Annotated in this window: 13 protein-coding genes and 1 tRNA gene; 9 read left to right on the forward strand and 5 right to left on the reverse strand. The window is 32.7% G+C overall.

Annotation, left to right across the window (positions count from 1 at the left end; translation table 11 throughout):
• Positions 1-142: 142 nt before the first annotated feature.
• Both Anndu_RS04565 and Anndu_RS04570 read left to right on the forward strand, forming a co-directional pair.
• Positions 143-1,123, forward strand: coding sequence for an ADP-ribosylglycohydrolase family protein (locus Anndu_RS04565; protein WP_464103238.1), 981 nt, complete (start codon positions 143-145; stop codon positions 1,121-1,123).
• Between the two features lie 83 nt (positions 1,124-1,206).
• Positions 1,207-2,943 carry an ABC-F family ATP-binding cassette domain-containing protein gene (locus Anndu_RS04570; protein WP_464103239.1) on the forward strand — a complete coding sequence of 579 codons (1,737 nt, stop codon included), beginning with the start codon at positions 1,207-1,209 and terminating at the stop codon, positions 2,941-2,943.
• 33 nt (positions 2,944-2,976) lie between these two features.
• Here Anndu_RS04570 and trmFO read toward each other — a convergent pair whose 3' ends face one another.
• Together trmFO and psbN are read right to left on the reverse strand one after the other, a co-directional pair.
• Positions 2,977-4,311, reverse strand: coding sequence for an FADH(2)-oxidizing methylenetetrahydrofolate--tRNA-(uracil(54)-C(5))-methyltransferase TrmFO (trmFO, locus tag Anndu_RS04575; RefSeq protein WP_464103240.1), 1,335 nt, complete (start codon positions 4,309-4,311; stop codon positions 2,977-2,979).
• A gap of 151 nt (positions 4,312-4,462) precedes the next feature.
• Positions 4,463-4,594 carry a photosystem II reaction center protein PsbN gene (gene psbN / locus Anndu_RS04580; RefSeq protein WP_464103241.1) on the reverse strand — a complete coding sequence of 44 codons (132 nt, stop codon included), beginning with the start codon at positions 4,592-4,594 and terminating at the stop codon, positions 4,463-4,465.
• 169 nt (positions 4,595-4,763) lie between these two features.
• Between psbN and Anndu_RS04585 the strand changes: the two genes are divergently transcribed.
• From Anndu_RS04585 to Anndu_RS04610, 6 genes are all read left to right on the forward strand, one after another.
• On the forward strand, positions 4,764-5,906 hold the full coding sequence (locus Anndu_RS04585; RefSeq protein WP_464103242.1) for a response regulator: 1,143 nt from the start codon (positions 4,764-4,766) through the stop codon (positions 5,904-5,906).
• Positions 5,907-5,940: 34 nt separating this feature from the next.
• The gene (locus Anndu_RS04590; RefSeq protein WP_464103243.1) at positions 5,941-6,957 is read left to right on the forward strand and encodes a tetratricopeptide repeat protein; all 1,017 of its coding nucleotides are present in this window, start codon (positions 5,941-5,943) and stop codon (positions 6,955-6,957) included.
• Between the two features lie 159 nt (positions 6,958-7,116).
• Positions 7,117-11,958, forward strand: coding sequence for a CBS domain-containing protein (locus Anndu_RS04595; RefSeq protein WP_464103244.1), 4,842 nt, complete (start codon positions 7,117-7,119; stop codon positions 11,956-11,958).
• Positions 11,955-12,992, forward strand: a complete 1,038-nt coding sequence (locus tag Anndu_RS04600) for a diguanylate cyclase domain-containing protein (RefSeq protein ID WP_464103245.1) — start codon at positions 11,955-11,957, stop codon at positions 12,990-12,992. Before Anndu_RS04595 ends, Anndu_RS04600 begins: the two co-directional genes overlap by 4 nt.
• 159 nt (positions 12,993-13,151) lie before the next feature.
• Entirely contained in the window at positions 13,152-15,134 is a 1,983-nt protein-coding gene (gene dndD, locus Anndu_RS04605) for a DNA sulfur modification protein DndD (protein ID WP_464103246.1), read from the forward strand.
• Between the two features lie 114 nt (positions 15,135-15,248).
• Entirely contained in the window at positions 15,249-15,860 is a 612-nt protein-coding gene (locus Anndu_RS04610) for a DUF4126 domain-containing protein (protein WP_464103247.1), read from the forward strand.
• Positions 15,861-15,964: 104 nt separating this feature from the next.
• Here the strand turns inward: Anndu_RS04610 and Anndu_RS04615 are convergent.
• Positions 15,965-16,038: transfer RNA gene (locus tag Anndu_RS04615), tRNA-Arg, on the reverse strand.
• Positions 16,039-16,090: 52 nt separating this feature from the next.
• Entirely contained in the window at positions 16,091-16,894 is an 804-nt protein-coding gene (locus tag Anndu_RS04620) for an ion transporter (protein ID WP_464103248.1), read from the reverse strand.
• 97 nt (positions 16,895-16,991) lie between these two features.
• Between Anndu_RS04620 and Anndu_RS04625 the strand changes: the two genes are divergently transcribed.
• On the forward strand, positions 16,992-17,936 hold the full coding sequence (locus Anndu_RS04625; protein ID WP_464103249.1) for a PhzF family phenazine biosynthesis protein: 945 nt from the start codon (positions 16,992-16,994) through the stop codon (positions 17,934-17,936).
• 52 nt (positions 17,937-17,988) lie between these two features.
• Here Anndu_RS04625 and Anndu_RS04630 read toward each other — a convergent pair whose 3' ends face one another.
• On the reverse strand, positions 17,989-19,134 hold the full coding sequence (locus Anndu_RS04630) for a citrate synthase (protein WP_464103250.1): 1,146 nt from the start codon (positions 19,132-19,134) through the stop codon (positions 17,989-17,991).
• Between the last annotated feature and the right edge of the window lie 37 nt (positions 19,135-19,171).

A 19,171-nucleotide genomic window follows, 5' to 3' on the forward strand; every position in this document is an offset into this window, starting at 1 on the left:
ACCCTTTTTCTTCAAGGGCTAAGGGTCGTTAGTATCGGCGTATTAGTTGAAATCATTAACAATTTACAAGTCAAAAAATAGATTAAAATTAAATTTAAGATTATTTTTTTTGATTACAAGAACTATTTTCTGTTGAGTAAGTATGATTTTAATTAATAATAATTCGCCTATTTTATCAGGGTTGCTTGGGGTAGCAGTAGGGGATGCTTTAGGTGTTCCTGTTGAATTTTTCACCCGTAATGAATTACAATTAAATCCAGTCAAAACAATGAGAGGTTATGGCAGTCATAATCAACCGGCCGGCACATGGTCTGATGATAGTTCTTTAACATTTTGTTTAGCCCAAGCTTTAAGTGAAAAATTATTAAGTGAATCCCTTTTTCAAACTTTAGCTGATTATTTTTGTCAGTGGTATCAATTTAATTTCTGGACACCCCATAACAGGGTTTTTGATATTGGTTATGCTACGGGTAAAGCTATTCGTAATTTAATTAATAAAGTCTCACCATTAGAGGCGGGAGGTCATGGGGAAAGAGATAATGGCAATGGATCTTTAATGCGAATTTTACCCCTTGCTTTTTGTTATCAATTAACAGATTTTAATGAATTAATTGCTATTACTCATGATGTTTCTTCCGTCACTCATGGTCATATTATTTCTCAAATGTCCTGCGGAATTTATATTAGTATAGCTATTAGTTTATTAGAGGGAAATAATCCTTTAAAGGCCTATCATCAAGGAATTGAAAAAATAAGTAAAATTTATCAGGCTGATCCATTTATTAGTTATCTTAATAAATTTGATAGAATTATGTCAGGAAATATTGATCAATTATCAATAGATTCAATTAAATCTAGTGGCTATGTTATTAATACATTAGAAGCTTCTTTATGGTGCTTTTTAAAGCATAATAATTATGAAAAAACCGTGTTAAGTGCTGTTAATTTAGGAGAAGATACTGATACAGTTGGGGCGCTAACAGGGGGTTTAGCAGGAATTTATTATGGGCAAGAAAATATCCCTCAAAAATGGATTAAACAAATCGCTCGTTTAGATGATATTATTAATTTAGCTCAACGCTTAGAATTAAAAATTAAAGAAGCTTTATCAATTGACAGTTAATAATTGACAGTTGATCATTGAGAGGAAAAGTAACCAGTTAATGATATAATAATTATGTTAAAAATTGAGGATTAATTAAACAAATGCTACGTTTAGAAAATATTTGTAAAATCTATAATACTGATGAAGTTTTAAAAGATGTTACATGGGAAGTAAAAGCAGGGGAAAGAGTTGGTTTGGTTGGGGTAAATGGTGCGGGAAAATCTACCCAATTAAAAATAATTATGGGAGAGGTAGAACCCACCAGTGGCTCAGTTATACGCCCTTCTAGTTTAAAAATTGCCTATTTAACTCAAGAATTTGAAGTTGATCCTAATCGTACCGTTAGAGAGGAATTTTGGACTGTTTTTGAAGAAGCAAATGAGATTCATTTAAAAACAGAAAAAGTCCATCATTTAATGGAAAAATATGCAAGTCATCCTGAAGAATTAGATAAATTAATTCATAAATTAGATAAATTACAACGACAATTTGAAGCTTTAGATGGCTATAATTTAGAAACACAAATTGAGAAAATTTTGCCAGAAATGGGGTTTTCTTCTGAGAATGGAGATCAACTGGTAAGTAGTTTTAGTGGTGGTTGGCAAATGCGCATGAGTTTGGGTAAAATTTTATTACAAACTCCCGATTTACTATTATTAGATGAGCCTACCAATCATTTAGATTTAGATACGATCGAATGGTTAGAAAATTATTTAAAATCTTTAACAACTCCGATGGTAATTATTTCCCATGATCGGGAATTTTTAGACCGTTTATGTACTAAAATTGTAGAAACGGAAAGGGGAATTTCTACTACTTATTTAGGCAATTATTCTAGTTATCTTGAACAAAAAGAAGAAAATAAACTTTCTCAATTGAGTGCTTTTGAAAGGCAACAAAAAGAATTAGAAAAACAACAACAATTTATCGATCGTTTCCGTGCCAGTGCTACCCGTAGCACTCAAGCGAAAAGTAGGGAAAAAATGATCGAAAAAATTGAAAAAATTGACGCTCCGATCTCTGATGTGAGAACTTTAAAATTTCATTTTCCTCCTGCTCCTCGTAGTGGGCGTGAGGTAGTAGTTATTAAGAATTTATCCCATACTTATGAAGATAAAATTTTATTTTTAGATGCTAATTTAGTAATTGAAAGGGGCGAAAAGATTGCAATTTTAGGTCATAATGGGGCAGGAAAATCTACTTTATTAAAAATGATTATGGGGGCAGAAAAACCGGAGGAAGGAATTGTTAATTTAGGGCAACATAACATTGTTCCGGGTTATTTTGAACAAAATCAGGCCGAGGCTTTAGACTTAACTAAAACAGTCTTTGAGACTATCCAAGAGCAAGTTCCAGAATGGAAAAATGAGGAAATTAGAGCGTTATTAGGTAAATTTTTATTCAGTGGTGAAACGGTTTTTAAACAGGTAGAGTCTTTAAGTGGTGGGGAAAAAGCTAGACTGGCTTTAGCAAAAATGTTATTAACTCCTGCTAATGTTTTAATATTAGATGAACCGACTAATCATTTAGATATTCCGGCTAAAGAAATGTTAGAAAATGCTTTACAAGAATATGAAGGCAGTGTCATTTTAGTAGGTCATGATCGTTATTTTATTTCTCAAGTTGCCAATAAAATAGTGGAAATTAGAGATGGAGAATTAATTGAATATCAAGGTGATTATCATTATTATTTAGCTAAAATTGCCGAAGAACAACAGAAGGAAAAACAGCAAGTTTTAGAGGCTGAAAAAAATAAGAAAAAAGCCGAAAAAGAGCGCAAAAAGAAAGAGGCTGACAAGGCAAAAAAAGAGCAAAAAAAACAAAAGAAAAAAGACTAATTTTAATGATTAGTAATTAGGTAAAAATCATAATTACTTAATTACTAATTTTTCTAAATCAGCAAAAGAGCGATCTCGATAAATACCATAACGCTCTTGTTTATTTCTAATTTTCTTTTCTAACTGAGGAATTATGCCAAAATTAGGAGGCATAGGTTGAAAATGTTTAGCATCGGCCGAACTAATAAAGTTAAATAAAGCGCCCATCATGGTAGTTTCTGGTAAGATTAAAGGTTTTAATCCTAAAGCCACTCTGGCCGCATTTGTTCCCGCTAACCAACCCCCTGCCGTGGCCGCTGTATAACCTTCCGTACCGATCAACTGCCCGGCCGCCAGTAAACTTCCTCTGTTTTTAAACTGTAAGGTAGGCTCTAAAAGCTCAGGTGAATTAATAAAAGTATTGCGGTGCATTACCCCCATTCTGACAAATTCAGCGTTTTCTAACCCTAGGATTAGTCGGAAAACTCTTTTTTGTTCACCCCAACGCAAATTAGTTTGAAAACCCACCATATTCCAGAGTTGACCGGCCTTATCCTCTTGTCTTAACTGTACTACGGCATAGGGGCGTTTAGCTTTATTTTCAGGCTCACGAAAATCCCCTAAACGGCTATCAAATAAGCCCACAGGCTTTAAAGGCCCGTAACGCATGGTATCTTCACCCCTTTGGGCTAATTCTTCAATGGGTAAACAACCCTCAAAAAATTTGGCCGTTTCCCGATCAAAATCCTTCAATTCAGCCTGTTGAGCCTGACACAGTTCTTGCCAAAAATGTAGATATTGCTCCTTATTCATGGGGCAATTCAAATAAGCGGCCTCCCCCTTGTCATAACGGGAAGCAAGGAAAGCGATCTCTTTATTAATGGAGTCGCCCACAATAATGGGGCTGGCCGCATCAAAAAAGCTCATATATTCTAAGCCTGTAAACCTTTGTAAATCTTGGGTTAGGGCTTCACTGGTGAGGGGGCCAGTGGTTAAAACTACGATTCCCTCAGTTGGAATAGATTTAATTTCATTTCTTTTTAATTCAATTAAGGGATGATTTTCTAATATTTCTGTTAATTTTTGACTGAATATTCCCCGATCGACCGCTAATGCTCCTCCGGCTGGAACGGCATATTGATCGGCGGTTTTGATAATAATTGAGTCAAGTCGTCTTAGTTCTTCATGGAGTAAGCCCGAAGCTCGATCAGTAGCCATTGCTCCGAAAGAATTACTACAAACTAATTCGGCTAAATACTCACTATGATGGGCGGGGCTAGTTTTCACCGGCCGCATTTCGTGTAAAACAACGGGAATACCTGCTTGGGCGATCTGCCAAGCGGCTTCAGTTCCGGCTAAACCGCCTCCAATAACTTGTATTTTATTCATTTAAAATTCTCCTACATTAATGCTTTTTTTTTAAATTTTAGTTAAACGATCAGAATAATTTTGTAAAATTTCTGCTTTTTGTTCATTTGTTATTGGTCACTGGTTAACTTTTAACTTTATACTTACTGTTGACTGATAACTGGTCACTGTTTTAGTCTTCGTGTTCCTCAAAGGGGTCTTCTAACTCAGCGGAGGGAGGCCCAAAAGCGATATAAATAGCATAGCCAGTAAAAGCAATCACAACTACAGAAATACCGATAATAAAGAAAGTTGTAGAATCCATTGGTTTAATCACAAAAAATATTAAAAATTTAATTATACTATGACAGAAATTAAATTAACTTGGTATGTTCAACCCAAAAAATAAAAATAAAATAATCTCTTATCACAAAATTGACAATTGAGAGTAAAATAAAAAACAGATAGATGATTATTAATTAAAGAAAACCATTATGACCGCCCCCTCATCTAATTTTCTGACCAAGTTAGCACAACAACTTAACGCCTTAAGCCAAAAACAAATGACAGGTACATTGGTTTTAAGTAATAATAGTACGGAAATTGCACAAATTCATATAATCGGCGGAAGACTGCTCTACGTCACGGGAGGCGAACATCAAAATAGACGTTGGGAAAGAGCTTTTAAACAATTTTGTCCAAAATTAAATAAAGATACTTCTATTTTCAAAAGTGATCATCTTTGGCCAACTCAATTATTAGTACAAGGTTTAATTAAAAAAGAAATTACCCTCAAAGAAGCAAAGTTAACTCTTTTTAATATAGCTCAAGAATTTTTCTTTGATCTAGCTCAATATTCTGATTTAAAAATGCAGTGGAAAGCCGGAGATCCCCCCACTTCTAAAATTACTTTACAAATGGCTCTTTCTTCTGAAGAAATCAAGCCAAGTTTAGTCAAAGGATTACAATTATATCAACAGTGGCAAATGGCTGGTTTAGCCAAACTTAACCCCAATTTAGCTCCTTTTGTGCAACAACAAATTCCCCCCACGGCCATGGGTGGTTTAGGTCAATTTTTAAATGGCCAATTTACATTATGGGATCTAAGTTTAAAAACTCAAAAATCCGTTGTAGTTTTAACTAAAAGTTTAATTCCTTTAGTGCAAAAAAAACTCTTACAATTTAAAAAATTACCCGATATATCTATTACTTTACCCCAAGCTAAAATTCAACCAGTAACGGGGGAACAAACTATTTTACAAATAGCACAAAAAACCTATAAAATTGCTTGTATTGATGATAGCCCAGCCGTAGGTAATACGATGGAAAGAATTTTAAAACCTCAAGGTTATAACGTAATTAATATTTTAGATCCTTTAAAAGGAATGACTCAACTTTTAAAAGATAAACCAGATTTTATTTTTTTAGATGTGGTAATGCCCAATGCGAATGGTTATAATATTTGTCAATCTTTAAGAAAAATGGCAGTTTTTAAACAAACACCAATTGTCATTTTATCAGCCAGAGATACCCCTAAAGATCGAGAAATGGCCATGACAGTGGGGGCTAATGATTTTTTAAATAAACCTCCTAAAGCTGATGAAATTTTAGGTATGGTCAGAAAGTTTTTAAAATAATTATTAATAAATATTTGCTTTTAAATTTAACTTTATGCCTTCTTTTTTCCCTCAAAAACTATTATTTAAGTTTAATTTTATTAATTTTTCTTTATTTTTAATTTTTTCTTGGTTATTTACTAATTATAATCATAAATTAGAGATAAATAAAGCCCTCGCTTTCAATTATCAAATTTTATCCTCCGAAAATCGAGAAATTAAAACTAATTTGATCATAACTCAATCTTTACCCGTGATCCGCCCCACCGTCAATGAAGCCCTTGATCAAGTTAATCAAGGTTTAAATTTGATTGAGCAGGGTAATTTGACCGAGGCGATCGCACGTTTTAGAAGGGCGATCGAGCTTAACCCCAGACTGATGGAAGCCCAATATAATTTAGGTTTAGCCCTCAGACAACAAGGCCAACTGCAACCGGCCGCCGATGCTTTTTATCAAGCCATTCAAATAGATCCCCAATTTGCCCTTGCCTATGCCAATTTAGGGGCTGTTTTATATGAGGGTTCTAACTTTACTCAGGCTATGGAGTATTTAGAGTATGCCCTCCGTTTAGACCCCCAATCAGGATTAGCCCATTATAATTTAGGTTTAGTTTATGAAGATCAAGAACTTTTAGATCAAGCAATTACCCATTTACAACTAGCAAGGCAATTAAGTCCAAATGCCCCAGAATCATCCTATCATTTAGGTTTAATTTATTTAGAACAAGAGTTAATTAATCAAGCCAAAGAAGCTTTTTTAAATGCTATCACCATCAGCCCACGTTATCCAGAAGCTCAATATAGTTACGGTTTAATTTTATTACAAGAAAATAGATTTGATGATGCTTTAAATGCCTTTCGTGCCGCCGTAGATGCTAACCCAAATTATGCCAATGCCTATTATGGTGCAGGTATAATTTTTATCAAAATAGGGCGTTTAGAAGCGGCTTTATCTGTGTTAGAAGAAGCAAAAAAATTATATACACAACAAGGTAATAGTCAATGGGCGAATCAATCTAATAATTTAATTCAACAAATAAGACAAAATCTTTTAATAAATAACAATAGATAATAGATTAGGGAAAAATTTTTTTAGTTCACAATCAAAGATTAAAAATAACATAAAGTTTTGATATTTTGTTGCTTTAATCAATTGTTGATTGTTCATTATTAATTTTCAATGATAGAATAAAAATAATCATTAACTCTGTTTTTTGTTGAGATTAAAATTATGTATGTTGAAGATCACATTACCCATACTCTAATTTATCCTAAAATCTTTAATGCACTGGACAAAGAACCTTTGATCGTAAGTCCTGATTGTCTTTTAAAAGATGTGATTTTACAAATGAGACAAGAAAAACCGAAAAGTTATGTCTTAGTGCGCGATCAAAAAAGCAAATTTATTCAGGGTATTTTTACAGAAAGAGATAGGGTAAAATTAGCGATCAAAAAACAGAAAATAGATGATTTATTGATTAAAGATGTGATGACCACATCAATGATTACCCTGAGTATAACAGAAGATACGGGTTTATTAACAGCTTTAAAAATTTTACAACAAAATTCAATTCGTCATCTACCAACGGTGGATCTACAAGGTAATCTTTTAGGAGTTTTAACAGGAGAAAGTATCCGTCAATGTTTAAAACCTGTTAATTTATTAAAATTAAGACAAGTAAATGAAGTAATGATTAGTAATGTTTTAACCGCCTTACCCACAGAATCACTGTTAAAAATTGGGCAAGAAATGGTTAAACATAAAGTTAGTTCTTTAATTATTTGTAATGATAATTGTTCCTTAAAATCCTGTTATCAACCTTTAGGTATTATTACAGAAAGAGATATTGTTCAATTTCATAATTTAGAATTAGATTTAGCTAAAATTCAAGCTCAAGAAGTGATGAGTTTTCCCCTACAAACGATCAATCCTGATGAAAATTTATGGAATGCTCAACTCAAAATGGAAACTTTAGGTATTAGAAAATTAGTAGTAGTAAATCCCGATCAAAGTTTAGCAGGAATTTTAACCCAAAGTAATCTTTTAAAAGTATTTGATCCCGTAGAAATTACAGAAGTTATTAATAATTTAAAAGATTCTTTAAGCAGAAAAAAACAAGCTTTAGCTCAAATTAATCAACAACTTTATAATCGAGAACAACTTTATCAAGGCTTAATTAAAAACTTTCCCAATGGAGCAATTTTAGTTTTCGATCCCCAATTAAAAATTATTTTAGCCGATGGAAGTGCCTTAGAAAAAATTGGTTTATTAAAAAAAGATATGGAAGGAAAATCTATTAATTTGATTTTTCCGCCCTCAGTTTGTCAACAAATTCAACCTTTATATTTGCGTACTTTGCAAGGGGAAAATACCATTGGTGAATTAATTTATAAATCCCATATTTATTTAAGTCACACTTTACCATTAACCGATCATCAAGGATTAATTTGTGGCGGTATTATGGTAGTACAAGATATTGGTCAACAAAAAAAATCTCAATTAGATATTTTAGAAAGAGAAAGAGTCTTACGTCAAGTAATTGATCTAGTTCCCCATTTAATTTTTGCCAAAGATAAAGAGGGTAATTTTATCTTAGTTAATCAGGCCGTAGCGCAATTTTATCAAACTCAAGTTGAAGAACTTTTAACTAATCAACAAACCGAAAAAATTAAAACTTTGATAGCTAATTATAAATTTGATCAAGTAGATCCCGAAGTCATTGAGCAGGGTAAAATTAAAAAAATTGATAGAGAAAGTATCACTGATCTTAATGGAAATACTCGTATTTTACAAACAACAAAAATTCCTTTTAAACCGATTAATTCTGAAGAAAATGCTTTATTAGGAGTGGCAATTGATATTACAGAAAGAATTAAATTTGAACAGGAATTACGCAATAATGAAGCGGCCATTCGGGCTTTATATAAAGTGATAGCTTCCTCTAATTTGAGTTTTGAACAAAGAGTTAATCAAATGTTAAGAATGGGCTGTAAAAGATTTCAATTAGAAATTGGCATTTTGAGCAAAATTAAAGACAGTTTATATACCGTTCAAAATAGTTATTTAACTATTAATAATTTTGAAGTTAAAGCGGGGGATTTTTTTAATCTTAAAGATACCTATTGTCAAGAAACAATTAAGTCCTTTGATGTGGTTTGTTTTGAATCAGTTAGTGATAGTCAATACCATAAACATATTAACTATGAAAAGTTAAAATTACAGTCTTATTTAGGGATCAAAGTAATAGTTAATGGTCAAATTTATGGCACATTAAACTTCTCTAGTTTTCGGCCTCGCCCTCGAAAATTTAAGACAGTTGATAAAGAATTATTAAAATTAATGGCACAGTGGATTGGCTCAGAAATTGAACGTCAAGAAACTCAAAATGCCTTAGAAAAACAGTTAATAAGGGCAAAATTAGTCAAAAATATTACTCAAAAAATTCGTTCAACTTTAGTTCCTGAAGAAATTTTTAAAACCACTACCGATCAAATAGGTTTAGTTTTTAATGTTAGTCGTTGTTTAATCTATCGTTATGATCAAAATAATCAAGTTTGCTCCTTACCCTGTGTCGCTGAATATTTAATTGAAGGGGAAAAATCCATCAAAAATTTTGAACTTTGTTTAAGTGATGAATTGCTCATTAAAACCGTTTTAATTCAAGATCAACCCATTGTTATTAATAATATTAATCATGATTGTTTAGTAAATGATTTAATGCCCATTTGTGAAGAATATAATATTAAATCTTTGATTATGATTCGTACTTCAGCCCAAGGTAAAAGTACAGGTTTAATTTGTTTACATCATTGTCAAAAATACCATTATTGGAGTGAAGATGAAATTAATTTATTAGAAGATATTGCCGATCAAGTTGGTATTGCCATCGAACAAGCCGAACTCTTAGAAAAACAAACTCTTTTAGCCCAAACTTTAAAACAAAAAAATCAAGAATTAAATGAGGCGCGAGAGTCAGCCGATAGTGCCAATCAAGCCAAAAGCGATTTTCTCGCCACGATGAGCCATGAGATCCGCACCCCCATGAACGCTATTATTGGCATGACGGGCTTATTACTTGATACCGCCCTATCTTCCGAACAAGAACAACTCGCTAACACCATTCGGGATAGCGGCGACACCCTACTTCATATTATTAATGATATTTTAGATTTTTCTAAAATTGAATCAGGAAAATTAGAATTAGAAAAACACCCTTTAGACTTAAATCATGCCATTGAAAGCACTTTAGATTTAGTCGCCTTACCCGCCGCCGAAAAACATCTTGAATTAGCTTATTATATTAATCCCAAAACTCCGAATTATTTACTGGGTGATGAAACTAGATTAAGACAAATTTTATTAAATTTATTGAGTAATGCGGTTAAATTCACGGACGTGGGGAAAGTAATAATCGGGGTAACTCACACTTTACTTTCCCCCTCGATCGCTCAAATTCATTTTTGTGTCAGTGATACAGGGATCGGCATCCCCCCCCACAAAATGAATCGTTTATTTAAAGCCTTTTCTCAAGTAGACTCCTCCACCACGAGACAATACGGAGGCACGGGGCTAGGATTAGCCATTTGTGAGCGTTTAACCCAAGTGATGGATGGGCAAATGTGGGTAGAAAGTAACGGTTGTTTAGCAGGAGAAGCCCCACCAAACTGGCAAGAATATCAATTACAACTACCTCAACTATTTCATCAAGATCAAATTGTAACTAAATTTTACTTTACCATGATTAGTAAAATAGTTACAAATCAAAATTCTTTTGAACAAACTAATCATTTTTTTGCTAACATTACAAATAGAAAAATTTATTTATTAATTAACAATTCTATCACCCGTGAAATTTTAACTCAAAATCTTCATGAGTGGGGTTTTCAAACCCAAACTATTTCCAGAGAGGAGCTTATTTTATCCTTAGCAAATCAATCATCTTTAAACATAGATTTATTAATGATTGATTTAGAAAAATTAGAACCAGAATTAGTAGATCTTTTTCAACGGTTAAATTCTTTATTTTTAAATCAACCAATCCCCTTATTTTTAATAATACCCCAAAACCGAAAACAAAAAGATCTCGAAATTTATTTTAATAAAATCTGTGAACAACCAAAATCTTTATTTATTTCCGCTTTTATCCATAAACCGTTGAAAAAAACTGTCCTTTTTCAACTGTTGGATTATGTATTTAATCCTCAAAAAACTCAAGCACCCGATCAAAATTACCCAAATAATCCATTATTAATACCCTCTACTCCTCAAACAATAAGTAATAATTATCCTTTAAAAATTTTAGTGGTAGAAGATAATACGACTAATCAAAAAGTCGCTTTATTAATGTTAGAAAAACTAGGTTATTTAGCTGATATAGCTAGTAATGGAGTTGAAGCGATCGCTTCTTTACATCGTCAAAATTATGATTTAATTTTAATGGATCTTTCCATGCCAGAAATGGACGGAATTACCACCACTTTAATGATTAGATCACAATGGAAAAACCCTAATCATCCTTGGATTGTAGCCATGACGGCCAACGCTACCTCAAGCGATCGCCAAAAATGTTTAGAATCTGGAATGAATGATTATTTAAGTAAACCCGTTAAAGAAACTCAATTAATTGAAGTGTTAAAAAATTGTCCTTTAATCAAAAATCCACCCAAAATTGATAACAAAAATGATCGCCTTAAAGATCCCCCGATCAATTATAATAAAGGCATTGATGAAAAAGCCTTTTTAAAATTAATAGAAATGATTGGAGATGATTCCTATGACTTATTAGTTGATATTATTAATAGTTATTTAGAAGATGCAGTAATTTTAATTCAGGGACTCTTAGAGGGATTAGAATATCAAGATTCACAAAAAATATACCATGCTGCCCACACTTTAAAATCTAGCAGTGCTATCCTTGGAGCGTTAAAATTATCTGAATTATGCGCTTCCATTGAAGCTAAAGCCAGAAAAAATATTTTAGAAGGGATTACTGATTTATTATTACAATTACAAAGCGAGTATCAAATCGTGGATCAAATCCTCAGAAAAAAACAACAACAATATTCACAATGAAATCAAATTTTATCGAACCAAAACGTCCTTTAATTCTTGTTGCTGATGATGATCCAATCATGAGAAAGACCATCTCTCATCGCATGAAACAAGAAGGATATCGTGTGATCGAAGCTACGAATGGGAAAGAATGTATCGAAGCTTATCAAATGGAATCACCCGATTTGATTTTATTAGATGCCATGATGCCAGTCATGGATGGTTTTACTTGTTGTCAAATTCTCAGTAAAATGATTCGTAGCGAACATAGTCGCCGTAAATCCGATTTAGTTCAAAATTTTCAAAATCATAGTCTTTTAAGTCAAACCGATCAAATTTTAGCCTCGATTGAGCGCACTCCCATTTTAATGGTCACAGGCTTAGATGATACGGAATCGGTGGATTATGCTTTTGAAATGGGGGCTACGGATTTTATTCGTAAACCAATTCATTGGGCTGTTTTGCGTCAAAGGGTACGCCGCTTAATCCAACAATCTAACCTTTATCAACAACTAGAAATCGCAAATGCAGAATTAAAAACAATGGCTATTTTAGATGCTTTAACTCAACTGGCAAATCGGCGTTATTTTGATGAATACCTTGATCAACAATGGTCACAGATGGGCAATAAACAATTATCCTTAGCATTAATTCTTTGTGATATAGATTTTTTTAAGCTTTATAATGATACTTACGGCCATCAGGATGGGGATACCTGTTTAAAGTTGGTGGCCAAGGCTTTAAAGGATGAAGTGAAAAGGGTTACGGATCTAGTCGCCCGTTATGGGGGGGAAGAAATGGCCATTATTTTACCTGATACTAATGGGGAAGGGGCTTTTTTTGTGGCACAACAAATTAGGGAAAGGATAAAAAGTTTTGAGATTGAACATTGTGCTTCGCCGATCAATCAATATGTAACTCTTAGTTTAGGGGTGGCTTCTGTCATTCCTTCTTCTGAGGATAGCCCTCACAATTTAATTAAATTCGCTGATCAAGCTCTTTATTTAGCTAAACAAAATGGGCGCGATCGAATTGTTCTTTATACAGTTGACTAATGGATAAGTATTAAGTAATGAGTGAGAATTATGACTTGACTTATTGAAAAAATAACGGAATTTAGCAAAATTTTAACAAATACAATTAAAAAGTTAAAATCAAAATCAAATTAAAATTATTATCATTTTATTTATTATCTTATTTATTACTTATTTATAATGATTTTTCGTGAATTAATCTTACAAAATTTTGGGCCTTATTTTGGCAAAAATGTGATTAAATTAGCACCAGATACAAGGGATAATCCCCCACCAATTATTTTATTTGGGGGGATGAATGGCGGTGGCAAAACAACTTTAATGGATGCCATTCGTTTAACTTTATATGGACAAAGGGCGCAATGTTCTACAAGGGGAAATTTAAGTTATAATGAATTTTTATTACAATGTATTAATCATCAAACTCCTTTAGGTGAAAAAACCAGAATTGAGTTAGAATTTGAGCAAATTGTTAATGAAGAATTACATATTTTTAGAATTGTTCGTTTTTGGGATCATCAAACTAAAGAAGGTAAGGATAATTTAGGGGTTTTAAATCAAGATTGGCCTGATAAAAATTTAGTTAATACATGGGATGAATATATTGAAACGATCTTACCTTTGGGGATTTCTAATTTATTTTTATTTGATGGTGAACAGGTTAAAGAATTGGCCGATCAAGATGTTCCAAATGTGGAGGTTGTTAATGCAATTAAATCTTTATTAGGCTTAGAATTAGCGGAAAGATTAGATGAAGATATTGATGTATTAGCTAGTCGTAAACGGAAGGATTTAGGTAAGGCCAAAGGCTTAAAATATTTACAAGAAATTGAAGAAAAATTAAGGAAATTAACTTTAGAAAAAACTGAAGTTGATCAAAAATTTGAAATCTTAAAAAAAGCCCTAGAAAATGCTCAATTAAAAGAGGAACAAATGTGGCAAAAATTTCAATTAGAAGGGGGTAAAATTGCGGGAGAAAAAAGTAGTTTAGAAATACATAATCAACGCTTGGAACAGGCGGTGGAACAACAAAGGGATGAATTGGTTAAATTAGCTTCTAGATCTTTACCTTTAGTTTTAATTACCCCTTTATTAAAAGAAGCGAAAATTCAAGGTGAAAAAGAAATTAAATCAGCCCAAGCCAAATTAGCTCAACAAGTGTTACAAGATCGAGATCAAAGATTATTATGTTATCTTAATCAATTAGCTTTAAATACCCAAGATTTTACGAAAATTCAACAATTTTTAGATCAAGAAAATGAGGCCTTAAATCATGATATTGAAGAAGTATCTCAACCTTGGTTAAATATTAGTTTAACTGAAATTAAACAGTTAGAAACTATTTTAGATCATCAATTACCTTTACAAATTAATCAAGCCCAAATTCATCAACAAAAAATCGAAGAATTAGAAAGGGAAATTACCGCTAATGAAAAACAATTGGCAAGGGCGGCCGCACCGGAAATTTATAACGAATTACATCAAGCTTTAATTGATGCCAAAGAACACCATACAAAAATTAAACTTGATTATGAAAGAGTGCATCAAGATCAACAGGAATTAACTCAAAAAATTAAAGATTTAACTAAAAAATTAAGTAGCTGTACCGAGGAAGTTTTAAAAACTCAAAATGATGAACATATTTTGCAATCAATTAATAAAGTTAAAGAAACTTTGAAAATATTTAGGGAAAGATTAACTTTAAATAAATTAAATAAATTAGAAAAAGAAGTAACAGATTGTTTTCGTTATTTATTACACAAATCAAGTTTAGTTTATCGAGTAACAATTGATAATCATAATTTTACTTTAGCTCTTTATGATCATCAAGGAAAATTACTTCCTAAACATCGTTTATCCGCCGGAGAAAAACAACTATTAGCTATCTCTTTACTATGGGGATTAGCCAGAGTCTCAGGGCGACATTTACCCGTAGCAATTGACACCCCTTTAGGGCGTTTAGACTCATCCCACCGTCATAATTTAGTTGAGCGTTATTTTCCCAATGCTTCCCATCAAGTTATTTTATTATCCACTGATACAGAAATTGATCAAAAACAGATAGAAATACTCAGAAATAATGAGGCAATTGCTTTAGAATATTTGTTAGAATATAATCAAGAAAAAAGACAAACCACTATTAAAAAAGGTTATTTTTGGTAAAACAAAACAAAATTTAAACTAAGTAGATCTACCATGATCACTTTTCACAAAAAAATACACACTTTAAAATAAAGTAGACTTATTATTCAACCGATTACCCCCCTTATTTTTATTATGTATCCTTCTGAAATGTATCCATTGGAAATAAGTTTAACTCTAATCGTCCAACTATTAGCCATTCTTTCAGTTTCTGCCTCCGCCGGAATGAGAATTGGCTTACCTTTATTGGTGATTGGGTTATTAAATATAGATCATTTATGGTCACAAACTCCGATCTTATCTCATTTTCATCCTCAAGTTTTAATTGCAATTTTAACCAGTTGGTCATTATTTGAGATTTTTGGCTCAAAAAATTTATTAGGGCAAAGGATTTTACAACAGTTTCAACTACTTTTTTGCCCGATCGCCGGAAGTATTTTAGCAATTACAATGGCAAAATTATTAGACTTTGAATTTCAATATTTATGGATGATCGGCTTAATAGGCGCAGGGTTGGCCTTAGTCATTAAATTAGTACAAATAGGTTGGTTTTTCAGATTGAGAGGCATTCCAATCTTGATCGTCTGTTTAGAAGATGCCCTGTGCGTATTTTTAGTATTTTTTGCCTTCAATGCACCAGAAGAAGGGGGTTTAATTGCAATGTTATTATTATGGATTGCCATTCGCAGTTCAACAGAATGGAGACATTGGTATTTACACAATAATCAAAAAATTATCAATAATTAACAATAAAATATCCCATATTTAGGTTTATTTTTGCAAAAAAAAGTATTTTACAAAATCCCTAGCTCAAAATTTTTAACTTAAAATTTGTAACTTAAAATTTGTAACGGATGCGACAGGACTCGAACCTGTGACCGACCGCTTAGAAGGCGGTTGCTCTATCCAACTGAGCTACGCATCCAAAAATTCACGTTCACTAATATACCATAAAAAATTAATTTTGGCTATAGATCTCAAGAAGATTTTTCCATTAAGGGTGTACCGCACATTTTACAATATTTGGCATCTTGATCATGGCTTGACAATTGACATTGAGAACAGGTAATGTTTCGTTGATTAACCGTTTTGAGAATTTGTTTTAATAATTCCCCTATTTGCCAAGGTAAAACCACTATTCCCGTTAAAATCATTAATAGGGTAATAAAACGCCCAGTTTGAGATAAAGGCGTAACATCCCCAAAACCAACTGTTGTCATGGTGACAACACAAAAATATAAAGCATCGAGAAAAGTGACAAAATTATTCGGGTTAACATTGTGTTCTATCTGATAAATTAATCCTGAATAAATAAAAATAATTGTAAAAATAATTAATAAAATTCTCGTAATAATTCGCCCGTCTTCTGTTGTAATCTTAAAAATAGAAATTTCTAAATCAAGAAAACGAATTATTCTTAAAATTCTCAACCAACGAAATAACCTCAAAAAACGAACATCAATTCCAATTAAAATAATAGGTAAAATTGCAAATAAATCAATCAAAGAGAAAATACTAAATAAAAATTTAAGTGGCTTTTGATTGCAAGTAATTCTCAATAAATATTCAAGGGTAAAAATAATTAAAATTAAATGATCAATAATGGTTAAAATTGTTTTAAAATGAGAATTAATTGGATAGGTTTCTATCACAAAAATTAAAGATGATAACAAAATTAATCCTAATAAACTTAAATTAATCGTTTTACCTAAATTAGTTTCAATATCATCTAAATAAAAATTAATTTTAGCTCTGAGGGAGCAATCTTGAAAGTTAGTCATATCAGAATTGACAATGGACAATTACAAATTATCAGTATGATTGATACTATAGTTTGTATTATAATATAATAATTAGTTATTTTCCCATTATTTAATTATGCAAATTAGACGATATTCTTTTTATACCGTTGATGTGTTTACAGAAAAGATTTTTGGTGGTAATCCTTTAGTTGTTTTTCCTAATGCTGAAGGCTTAAGTAGTAAACAAATGCAACAGATCGCCAGAGAATTTAATATTTCTGAAACGGTTTTTGTTTTTCCTCCAACTGAGAGCAAAAATGATCGTCAACTAAGAATTTTTACTCCGAAAACTGAAATTCCTTTTGCTGGCCATCCTACCCTTGGCACGGCTTATTTATTAACAACAATTGATGATATTTCTTTAGATCAAGACATAACTAATCTCAATTTTGAAGAAGGAGTGGGAACAATTTGTGTTACAGTAAAATCCCAATTAGGCCAATCTAATTATTGTGAAATGAAGGTAACTCAACCTCCCACCCTTGATCAAGCTTTTGTTGCTACTGAAGATTTAGCACAAATGTTATCTTTAAAAAAGTCTGATCTGGTAACGGGAAAAAATTGTCAAAGTGTTTCTTGTGGTTTACCCTTTCTTTTTATTCCTTTAACTTGTGTTAATGCCTTACAAAAAGCACGATTAGATCTCAAGATTTGGCAGGAATTATTAAAGGATTTTTGCGCTAAAAATATTTATCTTTTTACCCATTCACCCCAATTAACCGAAGATATTTTATCTTCACAAAAAACTCATTTATGGAGAGCGAGAATGTTTGCTCCCGCTTTGGGAATCGAAGAAGATCCGGCTACGGGCTCGGCGGCTTCCGCTTTTGGGGCTTATTTAGCCTCTCGTATTGAGTTAGGATCAGGCCGATTTAATTGGATGATTGAACAAGGTTTTGAAATGGGTAGACCTAGTATTTTACAGTTAGAAACCATTAAAAAAGATCATCAAATTATTGAGATGAAAGTAGGGGGTAATTGTGTTTTAGTTAGTCAAGGTTTAATTAATATTCCTTTTTAGTAGTTGTTTGTCATTTGTCATTTGTTATTCATTATCTATAATCAATTACTGATTACTGTCTATCTTTAAGGGGAATATAGGGGGCTTCATGAAGGCCAGTATAAACCTGAGTGGGGCGGAAAATACGGTTAACGGCTAACTGTTCTTTCCAATGTGCTAACCATCCCGCTACCCTTGCGATGGCAAAAATCGGGGTAAATAAATCATCAGGAATGCCCAATTTGCGATAGACTAAACCAGAATAAAAATCAACATTGGGATAGATGCCCTTATGACCTAAATTTTCCTCAACCACTTTTTCCAATTCTAAAGCCACATCATAATAGTGATCGTGACCAGTTTTTTCAAATAATTGTTCAGCTAAATTTTGTAAAATAGTGGCACGGGGATCCTTAACTTTATAAACTCGATGGCCAAAGCCCATAATTTTTTCCTTATTAGCTACGGCTTTTTCCACAAAGGGGCGCACATTTTCCACCGAGCCGATCCCCTCTAACATGGTTAAAACTTCCTCATTCGCCCCACCATGTAAAGGCCCGGCTAAAGTTCCAACGGCCGAAGCTACCACCGCATAGGGATCCGTTAAAGTTGAAGCCGTTACCATGGCCGAAAAAGTAGAAGCATTGATGGTATGTTCAGCATGGAGAGTTAAACAAATATCAAAAATGTGAGCGGAAAGGGGATCAGGCTCACGCTCCGTCATCATATAGAGAAAATTGGCCGCATAATCTAATTTATCATTAGGTTGAACCGGATCATTACCTTTGCGGATTTGATTAAAAGCCGCCACCATGGTGGGAATTTTTGCCAATAATCGAACAACGGCCTGATGGATATATTCAGGATCATCTAAAGCTCTACGGGCATAAAATAAACCTAAAGCCGCCGCTGAAGTTTGTAAAGCGTCCATCGGATGACCCGTTTCGGGGAAACATTTCATCATATCTCGAATATGATATTTAATACGGCGATGATAGAGAATATCCGTTTCAAAATCTTCTAGCTCGTCTTGACTGGGTAATTTTCCCCAAATTAATAAATAAGCAGTTTCGAGAAAACTACCTTTAAGAGCTAATTCTTCAATTCTAATGCCACGATATTCTAAAAGGCCTTTTTTCCCATCAACATAGCTAATAGCTGACTGAGCGGCTGGAATGCCTTCTAAGCCTGGTTTAAATTCACAACCTGATACTGTCATATAATTTTGCCTTAAAACTTAAACAACTTAAATAAGA

The organism is Annamia dubia NIES-4383 (genome assembly GCF_055394725.1).